At 68.5% G+C, this 21250-nt stretch carries 19 protein-coding genes and 2 tRNA genes; 6 read left to right on the forward strand and 15 right to left on the reverse strand.

From position 1 onward, the window contains the following. Positions 1–89: 89 nt before the first annotated feature. Positions 90–2081, forward strand: coding sequence for a Stk1 family PASTA domain-containing Ser/Thr kinase (gene pknB / locus OHA73_RS22320; protein ID WP_267069893.1), 1992 nt, complete (start codon positions 90–92; stop codon positions 2079–2081). An 88-nt stretch (positions 2082–2169) separates the two neighbouring features. On the opposite strand, the gene OHA73_RS22325 is transcribed toward pknB, so the two are convergent. From OHA73_RS22325 to OHA73_RS22350, 6 genes are all read right to left on the reverse strand, one after another. Further along, on the reverse strand, positions 2170–2910 hold the full coding sequence (locus OHA73_RS22325; protein ID WP_266711926.1) for a class E sortase: 741 nt from the start codon (positions 2908–2910) through the stop codon (positions 2170–2172). A 61-nt stretch (positions 2911–2971) separates the two neighbouring features. After that, a complete protein-coding gene (locus tag OHA73_RS22330) occupies positions 2972–4240 on the reverse strand; it encodes a class E sortase (RefSeq protein ID WP_267069892.1) in 1269 nt (422 codons plus the stop codon). Next, on the reverse strand, positions 4237–4911 hold the full coding sequence (locus tag OHA73_RS22335; protein WP_266711930.1) for an aminodeoxychorismate/anthranilate synthase component II: 675 nt from the start codon (positions 4909–4911) through the stop codon (positions 4237–4239). The genes OHA73_RS22330 and OHA73_RS22335 overlap by 4 nt, the downstream gene beginning before the upstream one ends. Further along, positions 4908–5069: a hypothetical protein gene (locus OHA73_RS22340; RefSeq protein ID WP_266711932.1), complete on the reverse strand. Its 162-nt coding sequence runs from the start codon at positions 5067–5069 to the stop codon at positions 4908–4910. The genes OHA73_RS22335 and OHA73_RS22340 overlap by 4 nt, the downstream gene beginning before the upstream one ends. A 41-nt stretch (positions 5070–5110) precedes the next feature. Next, complete coding sequence (locus tag OHA73_RS22345) at positions 5111–5806, reverse strand: class E sortase (protein WP_267069891.1); 696 nt, start codon at positions 5804–5806, stop codon at positions 5111–5113. A 30-nt stretch (positions 5807–5836) separates the two neighbouring features. Beyond that, a complete protein-coding gene (locus OHA73_RS22350; protein ID WP_267069890.1) occupies positions 5837–6604 on the reverse strand; it encodes a DUF881 domain-containing protein in 768 nt (255 codons plus the stop codon). Between the two features lie 153 nt (positions 6605–6757). On the opposite strand from OHA73_RS22350, the gene crgA reads away from it, so the two are divergent. Beyond that, positions 6758–7015, forward strand: coding sequence for a cell division protein CrgA (gene crgA, locus OHA73_RS22355; RefSeq protein ID WP_266711939.1), 258 nt, complete (start codon positions 6758–6760; stop codon positions 7013–7015). A 298-nt stretch (positions 7016–7313) separates the two neighbouring features. Here the strand turns inward: crgA and OHA73_RS22360 are convergent, their stop codons facing one another. Continuing rightward, positions 7314–8213 carry a rhomboid family intramembrane serine protease gene (locus OHA73_RS22360; protein ID WP_267069889.1) on the reverse strand — a complete coding sequence of 300 codons (900 nt, stop codon included), beginning with the start codon at positions 8211–8213 and terminating at the stop codon, positions 7314–7316. A gap of 158 nt (positions 8214–8371) precedes the next feature. Next, positions 8372–8899, reverse strand: a complete 528-nt coding sequence (locus tag OHA73_RS22365; RefSeq protein ID WP_266711943.1) for a peptidylprolyl isomerase — start codon at positions 8897–8899, stop codon at positions 8372–8374. Positions 8900–9181: 282 nt separating this feature from the next. Between OHA73_RS22365 and OHA73_RS22370 the strand changes: the two genes are divergently transcribed. Continuing rightward, entirely contained in the window at positions 9182–9880 is a 699-nt protein-coding gene (locus OHA73_RS22370; RefSeq protein ID WP_266718727.1) for a DUF5324 family protein, read from the forward strand. A gap of 61 nt (positions 9881–9941) precedes the next feature. Here OHA73_RS22370 and OHA73_RS22375 read toward each other — a convergent pair. After that, positions 9942–10014: transfer RNA gene (locus OHA73_RS22375), tRNA-Ala, on the reverse strand. 184 nt (positions 10015–10198) lie between these two features. Between OHA73_RS22375 and OHA73_RS22380 the strand changes: the two genes are divergently transcribed. Further along, positions 10199–10747: a helix-turn-helix domain-containing protein gene (locus OHA73_RS22380; protein ID WP_266711945.1), complete on the forward strand. Its 549-nt coding sequence runs from the start codon at positions 10199–10201 to the stop codon at positions 10745–10747. Between the two features lie 54 nt (positions 10748–10801). Further along, the gene (locus OHA73_RS22385; RefSeq protein ID WP_267069888.1) at positions 10802–12613 is read left to right on the forward strand and encodes a serine/threonine-protein kinase; all 1812 of its coding nucleotides are present in this window, start codon (positions 10802–10804) and stop codon (positions 12611–12613) included. A gap of 31 nt (positions 12614–12644) precedes the next feature. Here the strand turns inward: OHA73_RS22385 and OHA73_RS22390 are convergent, their stop codons facing one another. Next, entirely contained in the window at positions 12645–14135 is a 1491-nt protein-coding gene (locus OHA73_RS22390; RefSeq protein WP_267069887.1) for a hypothetical protein, read from the reverse strand. A 148-nt stretch (positions 14136–14283) separates the two neighbouring features. Next, positions 14284–14412 (reverse strand): DLW-39 family protein, encoded by a 129-nt coding sequence (locus OHA73_RS22395; protein ID WP_003999697.1) that lies wholly within the window; start codon positions 14410–14412, stop codon positions 14284–14286. Positions 14413–14676: 264 nt separating this feature from the next. Between OHA73_RS22395 and OHA73_RS22400 the strand changes: the two genes are divergently transcribed. Then, a complete protein-coding gene (locus OHA73_RS22400; RefSeq protein ID WP_266711951.1) occupies positions 14677–15012 on the forward strand; it encodes a DUF6344 domain-containing protein in 336 nt (111 codons plus the stop codon). Positions 15013–15394: 382 nt separating this feature from the next. Here the strand turns inward: OHA73_RS22400 and OHA73_RS22405 are convergent. The 4 genes from OHA73_RS22405 to gyrB all read right to left on the reverse strand — a co-directional run bounded on the left by OHA73_RS22405 (position 15395) and on the right by gyrB (position 21034). Further along, positions 15395–15468 (reverse strand) — tRNA-Ile (locus OHA73_RS22405). A 131-nt stretch (positions 15469–15599) separates the two neighbouring features. Then, positions 15600–16298 carry a DUF3566 domain-containing protein gene (locus OHA73_RS22410; protein ID WP_266711953.1) on the reverse strand — a complete coding sequence of 233 codons (699 nt, stop codon included), beginning with the start codon at positions 16296–16298 and terminating at the stop codon, positions 15600–15602. Positions 16299–16316: 18 nt separating this feature from the next. Continuing rightward, positions 16317–18944 carry a DNA gyrase subunit A gene (gene gyrA / locus OHA73_RS22415; RefSeq protein WP_266711955.1) on the reverse strand — a complete coding sequence of 876 codons (2628 nt, stop codon included), beginning with the start codon at positions 18942–18944 and terminating at the stop codon, positions 16317–16319. A gap of 41 nt (positions 18945–18985) precedes the next feature. Further along, on the reverse strand, positions 18986–21034 hold the full coding sequence (gyrB, locus tag OHA73_RS22420) for a DNA topoisomerase (ATP-hydrolyzing) subunit B (protein WP_267069886.1): 2049 nt from the start codon (positions 21032–21034) through the stop codon (positions 18986–18988). Positions 21035–21250: the final 216 nt, after the last annotated feature.

A 21250-nucleotide genomic window follows, 5' to 3' on the forward strand; every position in this document is an offset into this window, starting at 1 on the left:
GCTGGGCAAGCCGGGTACGGTATGCCCGGACAGCACACCGCCCGACCCCGCACGGGACGGTCGGGACCGACGGAGAGGGCTGGTAGGTAATGGAAGAGCCGCGTCGCCTCGGCGGCCGGTACGAGCTGGGCCAGGTGCTCGGCCGTGGTGGCATGGCGGAGGTCTACCTCGCCCATGACACCCGGCTCGGCCGCACCGTGGCGGTGAAGACGCTGCGGGTGGACCTCGCGCGCGACCCGTCGTTCCAGGCCCGGTTCCGCCGGGAGGCCCAGTCGGCCGCCTCGCTCAACCATCCCGCGATCGTGGCGGTGTACGACACGGGCGAGGACTACGTCGACCAGATCTCCATCCCGTACATCGTGATGGAGTACGTCGACGGATCCACGCTCAGAGAGCTGCTGCACTCCGGCCGCAAGCTGCTGCCCGAGCGCGCCATGGAGATGACCGTCGGCATCCTCCAGGCTCTCGAGTACTCGCACCGCGCGGGCATCGTGCACCGCGACATCAAGCCGGCCAACGTCATGCTGACCCGCAACGGTCAGGTGAAGGTCATGGACTTCGGCATCGCCCGCGCGATGGGCGACTCCGGCATGACGATGACGCAGACCGCTGCGGTCATCGGCACCGCGCAGTACCTGTCGCCGGAGCAGGCCAAGGGCGAGCAGGTCGACGCGCGCTCCGACCTGTACTCGACGGGCTGCCTGCTGTACGAGCTGCTGACCGTGCGGCCGCCGTTCGTCGGCGACTCCCCGGTCGCCGTCGCGTACCAGCACGTCCGCGAGGAGGCCCAGGCCCCGTCGGTCTTCGACTCCGAGATCACGCCCGAGATGGACGCGATCGTCCTCAAGGCGCTGACCAAGGACCCCGACTACCGCTACCAGTCGGCCGACGAGATGCGCGCCGACATCGAGGCCTGCCTCGACGGCCAGCCCGTCGCCGCCACCGCCGCCATGGGCGCGGTCGGCTACGGCGGCCACCCCGACGACCAGCAGACCGCGATGCTGCGCCCGCAGAACGGTGCGGGCCAGACGTCGATGCTGCCGCCGACCAACCCGGACGACGGCGGCTTCGGCTACGACGAGCGGTCCGACCGGCGCAGACAGGGCAAGAACCGCACGTCGACGATCTTCCTGGTGCTCGCGGGCATCCTGGTGCTCGTCGGCGCCGTCCTGATCGGCAGGGAGATCTTCGGCAGCGGGGGCGTGGCGAACGAGTCGTTCAAGGCCCCGAACTTCGTTGGCAAGACGGTCGACGAGGCCGAGAAGATGGCCGAGAACCGCGACCTCAAGCTGGACTCCAGCAAGTCGGGCCCCTGCGAGGACTACCCCAAGGGCCAGATCTGCTCGCAGACCCCGGAGTCCGGCACCCAGGTCGACAAGAACGACACGGTCACGGTGTCGGTCTCCACGGGCGCTCCCAAGGTCTCCATCCCGGACGTCACAGGCCTCTCGTACGACGAGGCCCGCTCCGAGCTGAAGAACAAGGGCTTCGAGAACGTCACCCGGACGACCGAGGAGTCCGAGCGGACGCCCGGCACGGTGACCAAGCAGGACCCCTCCAGCGGCAAGGTCGAAAAGGGCACCGAGATCACCCTGACCGTCGCCAAGAAGAAGGCGCTCGTCACCGTCCCGAACGTGGCCGGCGGCAACCTCTCCTGCGACGAGGCCACCCAGCAGCTCAAGGACAGCAAGCTGGAGGCGAGCTGCACCGAGGAGGAGAGCACCGCGGCCGAGCCCGGCAAGGTCTTCGCCCAGAGCCTCCCCGCGGACAGCCAGGCGGAGCCCGGCTCCACGGTCACGCTGAAGGTCGCCAAGGAAGGCGCCCAGACCCCTGCTCCGAACGTGGTCGGGCAGAAGGTCAAGGACGCCAAGAAGATCCTGAACGACGCCGGCTTCAAGAACGTCCAGTTCGCCGACGGCGCCGACCAGAGCGACGAAGCCCGGGTCATCACGCAGGACCCGGCGGCCAACACCGCGTCCGACCCCGCCAACACCACGGTCACGCTGACCACGGTCGGCGGCGGCGGGGACAACGGCGGTAACGACAACGGCGGCATCTTCGGGGGCAACCTCGGAGGCTGATGCCCCGCCGCAACGCACTGCGCCCGCTGTACGGAGTCCGTACAGCGGGCGCAGTGCGTTGGTCAGCGCAGTTGGTGGGCGCAGCCGGTCAGCGCAGTTCCTTCGGCGGCGTCCGGTCGCTGTCCACCTTGTCGACCCGCTCCAGCTCGCCCCACACCACGTACCGGTACGTGGACGTGTAGACCGGCGTGCACGTCGTCAGCGTGATGTACTTCCCGGCCTTCTTCTTCCCCGACTCCTCGGGCACCCGGTCCAGGACGTCCACGTTGTACTTCGAGGTCTCCGGGAGGGTGTTGTAGACCTTGTAGACGTACCAGTCGTCCTTCGTCTCGAAGACGATCGAGTCACCCTTCTCGATCTTGTCGATGTTGTGGAACTTGGCGCCGTGCCCGTCCCGGTGCGCGGCCAGCGAGAAGTTGCCGTTCTTCCCGTTCGTCGGCAGCGCCGACTTCACGGGGTCCGTGTAGTAGCCGGCGACACCGTCGTTGAGGATCTTGGTGTCGGTGCCCTTCTCGACCAGCACCTCGCCCTTGCTCATCGCGGGCACGTGCAGGAAGCCGATGCCGTTCTTGGTGTCCAGGGCGCCGGGGCCGCTGCTGCCCTTCCACTGGTCGCGAACCTTGTCGCCCTGCTTGCCCGCCGCACGATCGGCGACGACGTTCGTCCACCACAGTGAATAGGCGACGAAGAGACCGAGGATCACGCCCGCGGTGATGAGCAGTTCACCGAAGACGCTGACGGCGGTCGCGATCCGGCCGCGCCGGGGTGAGGGCGAATGCGAGGGGCCCTTCGGTGCGGCTTCTTCCCCATGGTCGGTCGTCGCTGCCACTGCGTCATGCCCCGTCTCTGTGCGCCGTACTGCCCGATGCCTGGTGCCCGGTGGTCCCCGGTTATTCGACGAGCGCGTCCGGCTTGCCCTTGCTCCGCGGACGCTCCTCGACCATCTTGCCCCAGACGATCATTCGATACGTACTGGTGAATTCCGGAGTGCACGTCGTCAGAGTGATGTAGCGGCCCGGCTTGGTGAACCCGGAGCCCGCCGGGATCTGGTTGAGCACGGACGTGTTCGACGGCGGTGTCTGCGGCAGGATGCTCGCCATCTTGTACACGTAGTACTTGTCCTGCGTCTCGACCACGATCGGGTCGCCCGGTTCGAGACGGTTGATGAAGCGGAACGGCTCACCATGGGTGTTGCGGTGTCCCGCGACCGCGAAGTTCCCCTTCTTCGCGTCCGGCATCGCGGTCGGAATGCTGTCCTTGTCGTAGTGCCCGACCATGCCCTTGTCGAGGACCTGGGGCTTGCTGATGCCCTCGGCGATCGGCACGACGACGTCCAGCTTCGGGATGTAGAGGATCGCGAAACCCTGCCCCGGCTCGAACGCGCCGGGCTTGCGCTTGCCGTTGGCCCAGTCGTCCTCGAGGCTGTGCCGGGCGCTGCCGGCGATGTTGTTTGCCCTTATGTTCGACCACCAGAGCTGGTAGGTGACGAACAGCAGCATCAACACCCCGATGCTGATGAAGACTTCGCCGACCGCCCGGCTCGCGATCACCCCGGCACCCGGCTTGGCCGCACGCGCCGCGGCGCGCGCCTCGACGCGGGACAGCGGTTTGCCGTCCGCTCCCGCCTCCGGCTCCTGCTCGGTGGCGGGCGCCGCCGAGTGCCGTCCGCCGCCCCGCTTGGCGGCCTTCCTGCGCGCGGCCCGGCCACCGGTGGGCGGCGCGGTCTCGACTATTCGCCGGGTGTCCGCGGTGCGCAGGGCGACGGTCTCGTCGTCCCGCACCGGCTCGACGGGCTCGGGCTCCGGTTCTTCCTGTACGGGGGCGTAGGCGGGCTCAGGGGCCTGCTCCGGGGTGTGTTGCGCGGTTACGGGCGCGGCCGGTTCCGGGGCCTGCTCACGCCCGCCCCCGTACCAGTTCTGGGCGTACCCCTGCGGGTCGTACCACTCGGGCTCCGGCTCGGGGCGGCGCTTCGCCTCCGCGGCCGGCCGCTGCTCCTGCTGGGGCTCCGGCTGTGGGTCCTGCTCCTGCGCTCCCGACGGCCGGAACCACGGCGACGGGTGCTGCCCCGGCAACGGGTCGTTCAGCGGGTCGTCGAGGCGACGCACGGCGTCCTCGAACCCGCCGGCCTCACCGTCCTGCTCGGGGCGCAACGCGGTCACGCCGAGGCCCTGCCCACGACCGGCGCGAGCCCGGCCGATCTGGCCACCGCGTCCTTGTCCCCGCACTCGACGAGCCAGTTCGCGAGCATCAGGTGCCCGTGCTCGGTGAGCACCGACTCGGGGTGGAACTGCACGCCCTCGACGGGCAGTTCACGGTGGCGCAGGCCCATGATGATGCCGTCCTCGGTGCGCGCCGTGACCTCAAGCTCCTCCGGTACGGTGCCGGGCTCCGCGGCCAGCGAGTGGTAGCGGGTGGCCGTGAACGGGTCGGGGAGGCCCGCGAAGACGCCCTTGCCCCCGTGGCCGACGAGCGAGGTCTTGCCGTGCAGCAGCTCGGGCGCGCGGTCCACGACGCCGCCGTACGCCACCTGCATCGACTGCATGCCGAGGCAGACACCGAAGACGGGCACACCGGTCGCCGCGCAGTGCCGCACCATCTCGATGCAGACACCGGCCTGTTCGGGGGCGCCGGGACCCGGGCTGAGCAGCACGCCGTCGAACCCTCCCCCACTCTTCGAGCGGGAGGTGCCCCCTAGCGCGTGCGAGGTCGTCACCTCGTCGTTGCGCACCACCTCGCACTCGGCACCCAGCTGGTACAGGTACTGGACGAGGTTGAAGACGAAGCTGTCGTAGTTGTCGACGACGAGAATGCGGGTCTTTCGGGTGCTCACTGGCCGTTCACCGTCACATCGTTGAAGGGCAGCAGCGGCTCGGCCCAGGGGAAGATGTACTGGAAGAGGACATACACGACCGCCAGGATCAGCAGGACCGAGATCCCCGCCCTCGCCCAGGTGTTCCCCGGCAGATGCCGCCAGATCCAGCCGTACATGCCGGGCTCCCCTTCCACCGTTCTGCGATTACGGCACCAGACTAACGGCGTAGCGCTTTCGGTTTGCCTGCCTCCACAGGCTGAGTGGCATCGAGATGCGCCCAGACGATCAGACGGTGACTGTGGCCCCACTCCGGCTCACACGTCGTCAGCGTCAGATAGCGCCCCGGCTCCTGGTAACCGGACTTGCGCGGCACCGGGTCGATCACTCCGACATCGCTGGGCAGCGTCTTGTACGGCTTGGTGTCGATGACGTACGTGAACCACGTGGTCCCGTCGGTGAGCACCACCGGGTCACCCGGCCTGAGCTTGGGGAAGTCCTTGAACGGGTCGCCGTACGTGCGCCGATGGCCGGCGACCGCGAAGTTCCCCTTCTCCCCGAGCCGGGCCGTGCCGGCGTAGTGCCCGAGCCCCTTCTTGAGGGTGTCGACCTTCGTGTTCTGGAGGACGGGCTTGTTCCACGTGAAACCAAGCCGCGGGATGTACATCACACCGAAGGGCTTGCCGTCCTTGTACGGGCCCTGCTCCGGCGGCGCCGCACTGGTCCGGTCATCGGGCGCCGCACTGGCCACCGGCCGCTTCGCCCACTGGTCCTGGAGGTCGTCGATCTGGCTGCCCATGGCGCTGTCAGCCTTCACACCGGTCCAGAACAGCACATACGCGACGAACAGCACGATCAAGGCGCCGACGGTGATACAGAGTTCGCTGAATGTCCTGATGGCGACACGTACCGACACAGGCCCCCCAGTACGGCGGCTACTCCATGGCTAGTTCACGGGCTTCGCGTAGTGGAGATCCACTGTGCCCGAGTAACCGGGAAGAGTCATCGCCCCGTCGTCCTCCACTTTCCAGCCGAGCCCGTACGCGTTGACGTACAGCATGTAGTTCTGGATCTCGGGCGAGGCCGCGACCGCCTGCTTCAGCTTCTCCGGGTCCCCGACTGCGGTGATCTTGTACGGGGGCGAGTAGACCCGGCCCTGGAGGATCAGGGTGTTGCCGACGCAGCGGACGGCGGACGTGGAGATGAGGCGCTGGTCCATGACCTTGATGCCCTTGGCGCCGCCGTGCCACAGGGCGTTCACCACGGCCTGCAGGTCCTGCTGGTGGATGACCAGGTCGTTGGGCTGGGGGTCGGGGTAGCCGGGGAGCTTGGGGGCGGCGTTCGGCGGGGCGTCGTCGAGTGTGACGGAGATCGCCTCACCCTTCAGCTTCTTCGTCCCGGACGCCTTCTCCAGGGCGTCCACCTTCTCGTCGTCGGCCTTGGTGGAGCCGTTGTCGCGCTCGGCGAGGCGCTCGACGTCGCCGCGGACCCCGCCGTTGACCGCTTCCAGGTCCTTGTTCTTGCGGCTGCGCTCCTGGATGAGGTCCGAGAGCTTCAGCAGGGACCCGTCCGTCCGGATATTGGTGCCCTTGGCCGTATTGAAACTGGTGAAAAAGATGAGGCCGGCGAGCGCGAAAACGCCAATGGTGAGCAACCGCACGGGCCGCAGGCGCCCACGGGCGGAACTCTTGGCAGGGTCGACGGAATTGCTCAACGTACCCTTATCTCCTTCGACGCCACGGAAGCACTACGCTAACGGACGCCCGGAGGAGCACGGGGAATCCCCACAACTTCCCCTTGTACGCTGCTCCGGAGCCAGCCCACGTACTCTGCGCGGCCACGCAGCGCATCGACAGGAGAGACCCTCGTGCCGAAGTCACGTATCCGCAAGAAGGCCGACTACACGCCGCCGACGGCGTCGAAGCAGGCAGCCAATATCAAGCTGACCAACCGCGGTTGGGTGGCACCGGTAATGCTGGCGCTGTTCCTCATCGGGCTCGTCTGGATCGTCATCTTCTACGTGGCCGACGGCACGCTGCCCATCAAGGCGCTCGGCAACTGGAACATCGTCGTGGGCTTCGGCTTCATCGCCGGAGGCTTCGGCGTCTCCACCCAGTGGAAGTAGCCCTGCCGCGGCTGTGGAAGTAGCCGTGGAAGTAGCTCTGCCCTGAGCTATCCACTGAGTTATCCACAGACTTTCGGCGATTTTCCACAGCCGTGGAAAAGGTCGCATGATCTGTGGATAACCCACTGAGTGTTGACGCCGGTGTGACTGGATCGACTCCAGTCGACCACCTGTTCGCCCCTTGTCCCTCCTGGTCAAACCCGGGTTGACGACGAGGGGCACAGCTGTTCCCCACAGGATGCACAAGATCCGGCACACGCTGTGGACAACCCCGGTCATCATCCGTGGACAACCGGGCTCAGGTGAGCTGCGCGGTCCTGACGACGACGGTGACCAGCACGGCGATCAGAACCAGCGCACAGGTCCCGTACTGCACGAGCGCCCGACGCTCTCGCGGGGCGTGGACCATGGCGTAGCCGACGATCAGACCGCCGACGAGGCCGCCGATGTGCGCCTGCCAGGCGATGTTGAAGGCCGGGTTGAACGTGAAGATCAGGTTGATCACGAGCAGCGCGATGACCGGCCGCAGATCGTAGTTGAGGCGCCGCATCAGGATCGCCGTCGCGCCGAACAGACCGAAGATCGCTCCCGAGGCGCCGAGCGAGGGCTGGTTCTGCGCGGAGAGCAGATAGGTCAGGGCGCTGCCCGCCAGACCCGAGACCAGATACAGCGCGATGTAGCGGGCGCGGCCGAGGGCCGCCTCCAGCGGGCCGCCGATCCACCACAGGCTGAGCATGTTGAAGGCGATGTGGACATAGGAGCCGTGCAGGAACATCGCGGTGAGCAGCCGGTACCACTGCCCCTCCGCCACGCCTTCGAGGCCGCCGAGGTCGGGCACCCAGGCGAGTCCGAGCATCTCGAACCGCTCGGTGAACCGCTCGCCGACCGTCATCTGCACCACGAACACGGCCACGCAGAGCCCGAGCAGCACCTTGGTGACCAGACGCGGATCGGAGGTGATCGTGCCGCCCGCCATGGTCCTCGGCTGGTTCGCGCTCGGCGCGTGCCCGGTCCCCGAGCCGCTGCGCACACACTCCGGGCACTGGAATCCGACGGACGCGCTGACCATGCACTCGGGGCAGATGGGCCGCTCGCAGCGGGTGCAGCTGATGGCGGTCGGGCGGTCCGGGTGCCGGTAGCAGCCGGGCAGGCCCTCGGCGTCCTTCGGTTCCTGCGGGCTGCCGGGCGCCTGGTCCATGGCGGTCGTCCCCTCGGGTCTCAGGTCTCGGGTCTCGGGTCTCGGATCGAGTGATCGGATGCGGTGACGTCGGCGCCGCGCGGCTGCGCAACGCACCGCCCCGCCCCCGTGCCTACGAACAGGCGACGGACGGCGGGGCGTATTGGTTCCCTGCGGGACTACCGGGTCTCTACGGAGACGGCCTCGATGACCACGTCGTTGACCGGCCGGTCGGTGCGCGGGTTGGTCTGCGTACCGGCGATCGCGTCGACGATCTTCTGGCTGGCCTCGTCGACGACCTCACCGAAGATCGTGTGCTTGCGGGTCAGCCAGGCGGTGGGCGAGACGGTGATGAAGAACTGCGAACCGTTCGTACCGGGCCCCGCGTTGGCCATCGCCAGCAGGTACGGCTTGGTGAAGGCCAGGTCGGGGTGGAACTCGTCCTCGAACTGGTAGCCCGGGCCGCCCGTGCCGTTGCCCAGCGGGTCGCCGCCCTGGATCATGAAGCCGCCGATGACGCGGTGGAAGATCGTGCCGTCGTAGAGGGGTGCCGTGGACTTCTCCCCGGTCTCCGGGTTGGTCCATTCACGCTCGCCCTTGGCGAGCTCCACGAAGTTCTTGACCGTCTTGGGAGTGTGGTTCGGCAGCAGCCGGACCTCGATGTCGCCCTGGTTGGTCCTGAGAGTGGCGTACAGCTGCTCGGCCACGATCTGCCTTCCGTTGACATTTGTGCCCCCCGATCCTCGCACGACGCACCCCCGACGGCCCCGGACGGACTTGTCAGGGTTGTGCGTGGGGTTTCAGCAGCCGAAAACCGGTCTACTCGTAGTCGAAGAGGCGCGCCCCGCCGCGATCCGTGGCATTGTCGTCGCCAAGTCCCTTTATCAAGCCGTACCAAGCCTTACCACCGCATTGACACTCCTGGCAGGCATGATCCGCGAAAGGGTGGAAAGGTGAAAAACCTGTACGCCACCGAGGAGGAGGATCCCGTGACCCGCATCGACAGCGTGCGTGCCGCGACCGGCTCGGCGAAGGACAGCGTGCTGCATGCCGCGGAAGTGGTGGCGCCCTACGCCGAGTCGGCCAAGGACCGGGCCACGACGTACGCGCAGGAGGCGCGCGTCGCGCTCGGGCCCAAGGTTTCGCAGGCCGCGCACCAGGCGCGCGCCCAGTACGACACGCACCTCGCTCCGCGCCTCGAGCAGGCACGGACGCATGTCCCGCCGAAGCTCGACCAGGCCGCGCACGACGCGGCGACCCGCACCCGTGAGGCTGCCCGGCAGGCCGCGGCGTATTCCAAGCCGCGCATCGAGCAGGCGGTGGCCGCGTCCGAGCCCGCCCGCAAGGAGGCCGTGGCCCGCAGCAGCGCGGCCTACTCAGGACTCCGCGGCGAGGTCTCGCCGAAGGAGATCCGCAAGCTGGTGCGCAAGCACGAGCGCCGCGCCCGCTCCGGCCGTATCGCCAAGCGTCTCGTCGTACTCGGCATCCTCGCGGGCGGCGCGTTCGCCGCGTGGAAGTGGTGGGACAAGCAGGCCAACCCGGACTGGCTGGTGGAGCCGCCGGCCGCCACCGAGGTCCCCGACAGCGCTCCGCTGACCTCCGTCGACGGCAGCGGTCGGGACGTCCTCGACCCGGAAGTAGAGGCGAAGCAGGCCGAGGCGGACACGTCTGTGCAGGACGAGCGCTGACGCCAGATACGGCGAAAGCCCCTCCGACCAGGGAGAACCTGACCGGAGGGGCTTTTTGCTGTGGAGCCTAGGGGAGTCGAACCCCTGACATCTGCCATGCAAAGACAGCGCTCTACCAACTGAGCTAAGGCCCCGAAAACGATGCGTCCCACCGGAATGTTCATGCTCCGGTTCGGCACCGCAGACCAGAGTACCGGGTCACCCCCTGAATCCTGCAAAAAGATTGGGGGTCCCGGCGGGCGACCACTCTCCGTAAGATGCCCCCACGTGCTTCGCGGCAGCGAAGGACCGTACTTGGGGAAGCGATGGGGAGACGCAATGGATGCCGCACAGCAGGAAGCCACCGCAAGAGCCAGAGAGCTCCAGCGGAACTGGTACGGGGAGCCGCTGGGGGCGCTCTTCCGTCGGCTGATCGAGGACCTGGGGCTCAACCAGGCCCGCCTCGCGGGAGTGCTCGGGCTTTCCGCCCCCATGCTGTCGCAGCTGATGAGCGGTCAGCGCGCAAAGATCGGCAATCCTGCCGTGGTGCAGCGTGTGCAGCTGCTGCAGTCGCTCGCGGGACAGGTGGCCGACGGCAGCGTCAGCGCGGCCGAGGCCACCGAGCGGATGGACGAGATCAAGAAGTCGCAGGGTGGGTCGGTGCTCAGCAACACCGGGCAGTCGACGAACAGTTCGGGCGCGCCGACGGTGAAGCGCGTGGTGCGTGAGATCCAGTCGCTGCTGCGCTCCGTCTCGGCCGCGAGCGACATCATCGACGCGGCGGACTCGCTCGCCCCCAGCCACCCCGAACTGGCAGAGTTCCTCCGGGTGTACGGCGCGGGGCGCACCTCCGACGCGGTCGCCCACTACCAGTCGCACCAGAGCTGACCCCCGCCTGGCGCGGCGCCGTGTCCGGCTCCGGGAGGGGAGCAACGCTCGACCATGGGTGAGGTCTTCGCCGGCCGGTACGAACTGGCCGATCCGATCGGCCGCGGGGGAGTGGGCGCGGTCTGGCGCGCCTGGGACCACCGGCGCCGCCGCTATGTGGCGGCGAAGGTACTGCAGCAGTCCGATGCCCACACCCTGCTGCGCTTCGTGCGGGAGCAGGCGCTGCGCATCGACCATCCGCACGTCCTGGCCCCGGCCAGCTGGGCGGCGGACGACGACAAGGTCCTTTTCACCATGGACCTGGTCGCCGGCGGCTCGCTCGTCCATCTCGTCGCGGACTACGGGCCGCTGCCGCCCCAGTTCGCCTGCCTTCTCCTCGACCAGCTCCTCTCCGGGCTCACCGCCGTGCACGCCGAAGGCGTGGTGCACCGCGACATCAAGCCCGCCAACCTCCTGCTCGAGGCCACCGGCACCGGGCTGCCGCATCTGCGCGTGTCCGACTTCGGCATCGCGATGCGCAAGGGCGAGCCACGCCTGACGGAGGCGGACTATGTGGTGGGCACGCCGGGGTACTTCGCGCCCGAACAGGAGATGGGCGCGGAGCCCGACTTCCCCGCGGACCTGTTCGCCGCGGGGCTCGTCGCGCTCTATCTCCTCGAGGGCGCCAGGCCCGACTCCAAGGCGCTGATCGAACACTTCGAGGAACACGGCACCCCGCGGGCTCCGCAGGGCGTTCCCGGCCCGCTGTGGGGCGTCCTCGCCGGTCTGCTGCAGCCGGATCCCGATGCCCGCTTCCGCACCGCGACGGGCGCCCGCAAGGCCCTTCTCGCCGCCGCCGAACTCCTCCCGGAGCCGGGCCCCGACGACGAGCTGATCGAGGTCTTCGACCAACTCGGCCCCCTTCCCCCGGGCTTCGGCCCCGGCGGCCCGGCGGTACGGGGCCGCCGGGCCCGCCCGGTGAGCGGTGCGGGAACGCCGGCGAGCGAGACAGGTCTCCCGGCAGGCGGGGCCGATGGGGCGGGGTATGGAGCGGCGGTGCATGGAGCGGCAGGGCACGGAATCGGCCCTTCGCCGTACCGGGCGGAGACGTCGGTGCACGAGCAGCTGACGGCAGGGCGAGACGCCCACTCCTCGGCTCACTGGACGGGCTCGGCGGGGCAGGGAGTGGGCTCGGTCGGGCAGGGGGCGGGCTCGGCCGGGCAGGGATCGGGCTCGGCGGGGCAGAGAGCAGGCTCGGTCGGGCAGGGATCGGGCTCGGCGGGCCAAGGGGCCGGTACGGGCCCCTCGGTGCCGCATGTTCCACAAGTTCCGCATGTTCCGCCACCACCCACCAACACCCCGCTCCCACCACGGCCTTCGGCTCCCCCCGAGGCCTTGGCGTCCCCCACGCCCTCGGCTCCACCGGCTCCAGCCGTGCCCCCGGCACCCCGGATTCCTCCCGTGCCCGAGATGCCTCCGGAGCCACCCACCGGCCTCACCCCGCCACCGATCAGCCGCGCCATGCCACCGTCCACGCACACCTCGCCGCCGGCCGGCCCCAGGCCACCAGCCACGCACGCCCCGCCGCCGGTCGAGCCCACCCCGCCACCGCTTACCCCGGAGCCGACGCCCGCCCCCGAACCCGTACTCGACGAGCCCACACCCGACCCCGCTCCGGAACCGGCCGCCGAACCATCGCTTCTTGCCCCGCACCCGTCCGCCCCCTCCCCGCTCGACCCTCCCCAGGCCCATCACTCTCTGTACGCATCGGGTGACGGAGAAGTTCCCCGTCCCCGGCCAGGACCACCCGCGAGGGTGACGATCCCGGTGTTGCTCCTGGCTCTGGCCTGTTTCGCGGTGGGCATCTGGGCACTGACCCGTCCCTGACGGGTCCACCCGCGCCCGGAGCCCGCCCCGCTCAGCCCTGCGCCCGCCGCACCTTCCGCACGGCGAGCACCCGCCACACCGCCAGCCACAGCACCAGCGCACTCCCGGTCCCGACCCCGGCCACCCCCACCAACGTCATCAGGTCGCCCCCCGGCGACGTATCGGACGAAGCCACCGCACCACCGGAAGCCCCACCACGCCCACTCGCAGAACCAGAATCCGAACCCGAGTCGGCACCAGAGCCCGGATCAGAACCCGAGCCGGAGCCGGAGCCGGACCTGGAGCCAGACCCCGAGCCGGCGCCGAAGTCCCACGCCACCCCACCTTCCCCCCGCTCGGCGGCAGCCAGATCCGCGCTCGTCACCTGGAACTCCCCCGGATCCCGCACATAGTCGGGCGCCTGCTTCGCCGCCCCGTCGACGGCCACCCGCAACGTCATCCCGAGGCCCCCGGCCTGCTCCGCCATCGCCGGATTGAGCGTGACCTTGAGCCAGTACCAGCCGGCGAGCCCCATCGCCGCCTCGTCGTCGCGCGACAACAGCCGATTCCCGTACGCCACGGGCGGCAGCGGGTCGAACGTGGCCGACGTCTTGCCACCCGAGTACGCGGCCCCCTTCGCCGCCACCGGCGCCCGCGCGGGGTTGTACAGCTCCATGTCGAGCGCCCCCGGCACCGCTTCCCGCCGGGTGCCGCCACCCGCCGAACCGTCCAATTCGACGCCGAGGGAGAGCTGTTGCCCCCAGTCCACCGGCACCCGGTAGAAGTGGCTCTGCCCCGGCCCGATCCGGTCCTTCCACGCGCCGGACGCCAGCGCCCTCGCATCGTTGAACCCGGTTCCCCCGCTGCGCCGCGCGCCCGTCCCCGACGGCAGCGCCGCCGGCTCCGACGGCCAAGTCCGCGCACTCGCGCCGGGGGCGGCGGACACCAGCCCCGGCTCGGTGGCCACCCGCAGTTCGAGCCCCCAGTCCCGATCGCTCGACCCGGCCGCCGCCGTCCGCTCCACGGCCACGTAGTACGTCCCCGCCGACTGGCACCGGGGCCCTCCTGGACGTACGGAACGCTCCACCGCCGCCGCGATCGGCCGCGGATAGGAGCCGGAGCGGAACGTCGCACGCTCCGCATCGCACTGATTTCCCTGGCCGTCCCGCAACGACACCGCGATGCCGTCCGCGGGCGCCGCCTTCACGCCCGAGCCGAGCGGCGGGACGGCCACGACCGAGGCGTACGCGGTGGCGGCCCCGTCCAGCTCGACGCGGTAGTAGGAGGTGACGCCGTCCCCCGCCGCGAGCGAACTCCGGTAGATCACACCCGTCTTGAGCTGTGCCGCCGTCGCGCCGCTGGGCGCCCCGTCGACAGTCCGGGCGCCCTTGGCGAAGTCATACGGGTCGCCGTTCCCCGTCACCGCCGTCGCCGTCCCCGGCAGCGCCAGAACCAGGGCCGCGCACAGCCCCGCCCCGGCAGCGCCCCTCGCCGGGCCCCGGCCGCGCCGCCCCTTCCTCAGCCGCCTCAGGAGTCTCCCCATGGACGGTCATCCTGCCGTTCCGCTCCGGGCGGTGTCCGGCGCCCGACGGTTTCCCGCCACGCAATCGCATACGTAAAGGTGCCCCGGACAGCACAAAGCCCCGGCCGCTGCTGCGACCGGGGCCCTATGAAGAGACTGTTGTCGATACTCACGAACCCGTGGGCACGGAGTCAGTCGCCTCCGTCCACAGATCCTGCTCGGCGCGATCCGCCTGGATCTGGCGGTACACGAGGAGCCCGCCGATGGCGGCCAGTGCGACCAGGAGAAGCTTCTTCACCGCGCGACCTCGTCTTTCCTTTGACGTAGGGGGACTTCTGGCGCCCGACTATACACACCGATCGATACCGATCGGTGACCTGGATCCACCTCAACTCACCCCTTGAAGACCGCAGTAGAAACGGAGCAGAAACGGCCGTTTGCGCCCATCCGAGTGGTGTTCATCTGAATATCGACGCCCCGCGAGCGTCGGTCCCGCACTCCCGGGTCCCCATCCACATCATGAGGAAAGTACGCAAATCGCCCAACCTGAAAGCGAGGGGCCATGACCAAGCAGAAGGTCATGACGCTGTGGACCGTCATCATCTCCACATTCATTGCGCTCTTCTCGGCGCTCGGACTCACCTCCCCGGCCACCGCGGCCACTCCGGCTCAGCAGACGGAGAAGACCCAGCCCGCGGCGGCGATCAGCGCCCCCGCTCCTGCGGCGGCCCGCCCGTACTGGTCGCTCAAGCGGTCCCTGCCACCGACGATGAAGCAGCGCATCCGCGCCGAGGCCCACGGTTCCTCCCCGAGCGCCCGCCACCGCCCGCCGGCCGACACCGAGCAGCGCAACGCCGACAGCCACCTGGCGGCCGAGACCCTGGCCTCGCAGCTGTAGACCGCACCACGCAGCAGACGAAGAAGCCGGAACAGCAGGACCGCACGACCGCAGCAAAGACGGAACAGCCGGGCGCACAACGCCCGGACAAGGCAAGACCGCACAACAGAGCCGTGCTGCACAGCCACGCTGCATAGCAACGCTGTAGAGACGCCCTGCAGAAAAACCCTGCAGAGACGCACAGCCGAGCAACACAGCAGAGCCAGAAAGCCGGTACGCACAACAGCGCCGCACAACAACAGAAGAGCAGGACTGTCGAACGAGGCCCCAGCCATCCCCTACGGCTGCGCGGGCCCATCGGCATGTCCGCGGCACGTCCGCCCGCCCCGCACTGCACACGCAGAAGACCCCCAAGCGTTTCCGCTTGAGGGTCCTCATGATGTGGGGCTAACAGGATTTGAACCTGTGGCCTCATCCTTATCAGGGATGCGCTCTAACCAACTGAGCTATAGCCCCGCCGCGCTCTGCGGTGTGTGTCCCGCGCGCTGACTCCTGAAGATTAGCGCACTGGGGGGCCAGTCCCAAAATCGATAGTCCTGGCCCGCCCACCAGCGGGTCTTTCAGACCTCAGCAAGCCGCGGGAACGGTCACTCGTCCTCGGCGAGCGTGAGCTCGATGCCGCCGACGAAGCCCGCGGACAGGTTGTAGATGAACGCGCCGAGCGTCGCCAGGGCGGTGGCCAGCACGACGTCGATGACGGCGATGACCGTCGTGAACATCAGGACGCGCGGCAGCGACAGGAACGACTGCAGGTCGAAGCCGTTGGACTCGTTCGAGCCCGTGGCCTCGGAGATCGTGCCGCCGACCGTGGAGAAGACCCCCATGGCGTCCATGACCATCCACAGCACGGCGGCCGCGATGATCGTGCAGATGCCGAGCGCGATGGAGAGCAGGAAGCTGACCTTCATCACCGACCACGGGTCCGCCTTGGCGACCCGCAGACGGGCCTTGCGCGTACGCGGGGTGGTGCGCGCCCCCGTGCGCGGCCTGCGGACCGCGTCCGGGGCGTTCTGGTACGCCTGCGGCGGGTGATACGGCTGGGCCGGCTGCTGCGGCCTCTCGCCCGGCAGGGCACCGCTGGCATCGCTGCCACCGGCCGCGTACTGCTGGGTCTGCGGACCTCGGGTGTCCGTCACAGTTCCCCCCTGGGATCCATGAGACTCGTTCGAGTCGGTCGAGTCGGTTGAGCCTTTGACGTCATCGACGTCGTGAGCGGAGCCACGGCCGCTCTCAGTATCCGTACCGGTGGATGTCCCGGTAGAGCCTGCGCCCGTGGCTCCGCTCACGATGACTCACTCCTCGCGCTACTCGGCCGAGGACTGTCCGCCCTCGTCCGTTTCGACGGCCGTCTCGCCCGCGGTGGTGTCGTCGATCTCGGTACCGTCCGCGTCCTGCGCGACGTCACCGTCGACTTCCTCCGCCTCACGGCCGGCCTCGGCGTTACGAGCGATGCCGACGACGGCATCGCGCTTGCCCAGGTTGATCAGTTGGACGCCCATGGTGTCACGGCCCGTCTCCCTGACCTCGTTGACTCGCGTACGAATCACACCGCCGGACAGCGTGATGGCGAGGATCTCGTCGGTCTCCTCGACCACCAGGGCGCCGACGAGCTCTCCGCGGTCCTCCACGATCCTGGCGGCCTTGATACCGAGGCCACCGCGACCCTGGACGCGGTACTCGTCGACGTTGGTCCGCTTCGCGTACCCACCGTCGGTGGCGGTGAAGACGAAAGTACCGGCACGCACGACATTCATCGAGAGCAGTTCGTCTCCCTCGCGGAAGCTCATGCCCTTGACGCCCGACGTGGCACGCCCCATCGGACGCAGTGCGTCGTCCGTGGCGGTGAACCGGATGGACTGCGCCTTCTTACTGATGAGCAGCAGGTCGTCCTCGGAAGAGACCAGCTCGGCACCGATCAGCTCGTCGTCCGAACCGTCCGCCGCCTCGCGGAGGTTGATGGCGATGACACCGCCGGAGCGCGGCGAGTCATAGTCCTTCAGAGGCGTCTTCTTGACGAGGCCGGCCTTCGTGGCGAGGACCAGGTAGGGCACCGCATCGTAGTCGCGGATCGCGAGGATCTCGGCGATCGCCTCGTCCGGCTGGAAGGCGAGCAGGTTCGCGACGTGCTGGCCGCGCGCGTCCCGCCCGGCGTCCGGAAGTTCGTACGCCTTCGCGCGGTAGACGCGTCCCTTGTTGGTGAAGAAGAGCAACCAGTGGTGCGTCGTCGACACGAAGAAGTGGTCGACGATGTCGTCTTCCTTGAGCTTCGTGCCGCGCACACCCTTGCCGCCGCGCTTCTGGGAGCGGTAGTCGTCCGTCTTGGTGCGCTTGACGTAACCGCCACGCGAAATGGTGACGACGATGTCCTCTTCGGCGATCAGGTCCTCGACGGACATGTCGCCTTCGAAGGGCACCAGCTTGGTGCGGCGGTCGTCGCCGAACTTGTCGACGATCTGCTGCAGTTCCGAGCTGACGATCTGCCGCTGCCGCTCGGGCGAGGCCAGGATCGCGTTGTACTCGTTGATCTTCACCTGGAGCTCGTCGTGCTCCTGGACGATCTTCTGGCGCTCCAGGGCGGCCAGTCGGCGCAGCTGCATCTCGAGGATGGCGTTCGCCTGGATCTCGTCGATCTCCAGGAGCTCCATGAGGCCCCCGCGAGCGACGTCGACGGTGTCACTGCGCCGGATGAGCGCGATGACCTCGTCGATGGCGTCCAGGGCCTTCAGGAGGCCACGCAGGATGTGGGCGCGCTCCTCCGCCTTGCGCAGGCGGAACTTCGTCCGGCGGACGATGACCTCGATCTGGTGCGCCACCCAGTGCCGGATGAACGCGTCGAGCGACAGCGTGCGCGGGACGCCGTCGACCAGCGCCAGCATGTTGGCGCCGAAGTTCGTCTGCAGATCGGTGTGCTTGTACAGGTTGTTCAGCACGACCTTGGCGACCGCGTCCCGCTTCAGGACGATGACCAGGCGCTGGCCCGTACGGGACGACGTCTCGTCGCGGACGTCCGCGATGCCACCGACCTTGCCGTCCTTCACGAGGTCGGCGATCTTCTGGGCGAGGTTGTCCGGGTTGGTCTGGTAGGGCAGCTCCGTGACGACCAGGCACTGGCGGTTCTGGATCTCCTCGACCGCGACGACCGCGCGCATCGTGATGGAGCCACGGCCGGTGCGGTACGCCTCCTCGATGCCCTTGCGGCCCACTACGAGGGCACCACTCGGGAAGTCGGGGCCCTTGATGCGCTCGATGAGGGCGTCCAGGAGCTCCTCGTGCGAGGCCTCCGGGTTCTCCAGGCACCACTGGGCGCCGGCCGCTACCTCGCGCAGGTTGTGCGGCGGGATGTTGGTGGCCATGCCGACCGCGATACCCGCCGAACCGTTGACGAGCAGGTTCGGGAAGCGGGCCGGCAGGACGGTGGGCTCCTGGGAGCGGCCGTCGTAGTTGTCCGTGAAGTCGACGGTCTCCTCGTCGATGTCACGGACCATCTCCATGGACAGCGGCGCCATCTTGCACTCGGTGTAGCGCATGGCGGCCGCGGGGTCGTTGCCCGGAGAGCCGAAGTTTCCGTTGGAGTCCACCAGCGGCATGCGCATCGACCACGGCTGGGCCAGGCGGACCAGGGCGTCGTAGATCGAGGAGTCGCCGTGCGGGTGGTAGTTACCCATGACGTCACCGACGACGCGGGCGCACTTGTAGAAGCCCTTCTCGGGCCGGTAGCCGCCGTCGTACATGGCGTACAGGACGCGGCGGTGAACGGGCTTGAGACCGTCGCGTACGTCGGGCAGCGCGCGGGACACGATGACGGACATCGCGTAGTCCAGGTAGGAGCGCTGCATCTCCGTCTCGAGCCCGACGGGCTCGATGCGCATCGCGATGGCGCTGCCGTCCACGTTCTCTTCGGGCGGCGGCGTGGGGGTGTTCTCGTCGGCCATTGCTGGTCAAGATCCTTTCTGTGCGGTCAGCTGAGACCGACTCAGATGTCGAGGAAGCGGACGTCCTTGGCGTTGCGCTGGATAAACGAGCGGCGGGCCTCGACGTCCTCGCCCATGAGGACCGAGAACAGGTCGTCGGCCTGGGCGGCGTCGTCCAGGGTGACCTGGCCGAGCACGCGGTGCTCCTGGTCCATGGTCGTGATGCGCAGCTCCTCGGCGTTCATCTCACCGAGACCCTTGAAGCGCTGGACCGAGTCGTCACGGGTCCGCTTGCCTGCCTGCCTGCCCATCTCGATCAGGGCGTCGCGCTCACGGTCCGAGTACGCGTACTCGAAGTCGTCGCGACCCCACTTGATCTTGTAGAGCGGCGGGCGCGACAGGAACACGTGGCCGGCTTCGACGAGCGGCCGCATGAAGCGGAACAGGAAGGTCAGCAGCAGGGTGTTGATGTGCTGGCCGTCGACGTCGGCGTCCGCCATCAGGATGATCTTGTGATAGCGGAGCTTCTCGATGTCGAAGTCCTCGTGGACTCCGGTGCCGAAGGCCGAGATCAGCGCCTGGATCTCCTGGTTGTGCAGGATCTTGTCGATGCGCGCCTTCTCGACGTTCAGGATCTTGCCTCGGATCGGCAGGATGGCCTGGTACATCGGGTCACGGCCGGACTTGGCCGAGCCGCCGGCGGAGTCACCCTCGACGATGAAGATCTCGCACTTGGTCGGGTCGTTCGACTGGCAGTCGGAGAGCTTGCCCGGCAGGGACGCCGTCTCCAGGAGGCCCTTGCGACGGGTCAGGTCACGGGCCTTGCGGGCCGCCACGCGCGCGGTAGCCGCCTGGATGGACTTACGGATGATGTCCGTGGCCTCGACGGGGTTCCGGTCGAGCCAGTCCTGGAGGTGCTCGTAGACGACCTTCTGGACGAAGGTCTTCGCCTCGGTGTTGCCCAGCTTGGTCTTGGTCTGGCCCTCGAACTGCGGCTCGCTCAGCTTGATCGAGATGATCGCCGTCAGACCCTCGCGGATGTCGTCGCCCGTGAGGTTGTCATCCTTCTCGCGCAGCAGCTTCTTGTCGCGCGCGTACCGGTTGATGAGACCGGTCAGCGCGGCGCGGAAGCCCTCTTCGTGCGTGCCGCCCTCGTGCGTGTGGATCACGTTGGCGAAGGAGTAGACGCCCTCGCTGTAGCTGGTGTTCCACTGCATCGCGACCTCGATGGAAAGGAGCTTCTCCTTGTCCTCGGCCTCGATGTCGATCACGGAGGGGTGAACGACCTCACCCTTGCGGGAGTTGAGGTACTTCACGAAGTCGACGATGCCGCCTTCGTAGTGGTACGACACCGAACGCGGCTCGAAGGCCGTGTCGTCGCCCGCCTCGTTCGTGTCCGCTCCGGCCGTGGCCTTCGCGATGTCGCGCTCGTCCGTGAGGTTGATCCTCAGGCCCTTGTTGAGGAAGGCCATCTCCTGGAAGCGCCGCGACAGCGTCTCGAAGGAGTACTCGGTGGTCTCGAAGATGTCGCCGTCGGCCCAGAAGGTGACCGCGGTGCCGGTCTCCTCGGTGGCCTCGTGCTTCGCCAGCGGCGCCGTCGGAACGCCGGCCTTGTACTCCTGCGTCCAGCGGTGGCCCTCGGTCCTGATCTCGACGGAGACCTTCGTGGACAGAGCGTTGACGACGGAGACGCCCACGCCGTGCAGACCACCGGAGACGGCGTAGCCGCCGCCTCCGAACTTGCCGCCCGCGTGCAGGACGGTGAGCACGACCTCGACCGCGGGCTTCCCCTCGGAGGGGATGATGCCCACGGGGATGCCACGGCCGTTGTCGACGACGCGGACGCCGCCGTCGGGCAGGATCGTGACGTCGATCGTGTCCGCGTGACCCGCCAGGGCCTCGTCGACGGAGTTGTCCACGACCTCCTGCACCATGTGGTGAAGGCCACGCTCACCGGTCGAGCCGATGTACATGCCGGGTCGCTTGCGGACCGCGTCCAGCCCTTCGAGGACGGTGATCGCACTGGCGTCGTACGAGGCCTCTGTGGCCTCGACGTGCTCTTCGGCGTCGGTGGACGGGATGTTCTCGTTGGGGTTGCCGGAATCGGCCACGAAGCGCCCTTTCTGGCACAGCACAAGCCAAGCTCCCGGTTGGTGGCCGGAGCGGCTGCGGCGTGTTTGTTCGGTAAGCCCTGATCAGCGTTGCTCGGTGCGTCCCACAAGTGGGGCGGGATTGTCTCCCAGTGTACCGGTAGCTCGGACATAGATGGGGGTTTGGCGGTGCCTGAGTCCTCATGTGCCGCCCTCAACCGGACTCGCCCGACTCCC

The sequence above is a fragment of the Streptomyces sp. NBC_00483 genome (genome assembly GCF_036013745.1).
Taxonomy (GTDB): domain Bacteria; phylum Actinomycetota; class Actinomycetes; order Streptomycetales; family Streptomycetaceae; genus Streptomyces.

Coding starts and splice junctions, on each gene's coding strand:
- pknB (WP_267069893.1), top strand. CDS start 90: ATGGAAGAGCCGCGTCGCCTCGGCGGCCGGTACGAGCTGGGCCAGGTG.
- OHA73_RS22340 (WP_266711932.1), bottom strand. CDS start 5,069: ATGTACGGCTGGATCTGGCGGCATCTGCCGGGGAACACCTGGGCGAGG.
- OHA73_RS22360 (WP_267069889.1), bottom strand. CDS start 8,213: ATGGACCAGGCGCCCGGCAGCCCGCAGGAACCGAAGGACGCCGAGGGC.
- OHA73_RS22380 (WP_266711945.1), top strand. CDS start 10,199: ATGGATGCCGCACAGCAGGAAGCCACCGCAAGAGCCAGAGAGCTCCAG.
- OHA73_RS22385 (WP_267069888.1), top strand. CDS start 10,802: ATGGGTGAGGTCTTCGCCGGCCGGTACGAACTGGCCGATCCGATCGGC.
- OHA73_RS22390 (WP_267069887.1), bottom strand. CDS start 14,135: ATGGGGAGACTCCTGAGGCGGCTGAGGAAGGGGCGGCGCGGCCGGGGC.
- OHA73_RS22400 (WP_266711951.1), top strand. CDS start 14,677: ATGACCAAGCAGAAGGTCATGACGCTGTGGACCGTCATCATCTCCACA.
- gyrA (WP_266711955.1), bottom strand. CDS start 18,944: ATGGCCGACGAGAACACCCCCACGCCGCCGCCCGAAGAGAACGTGGAC.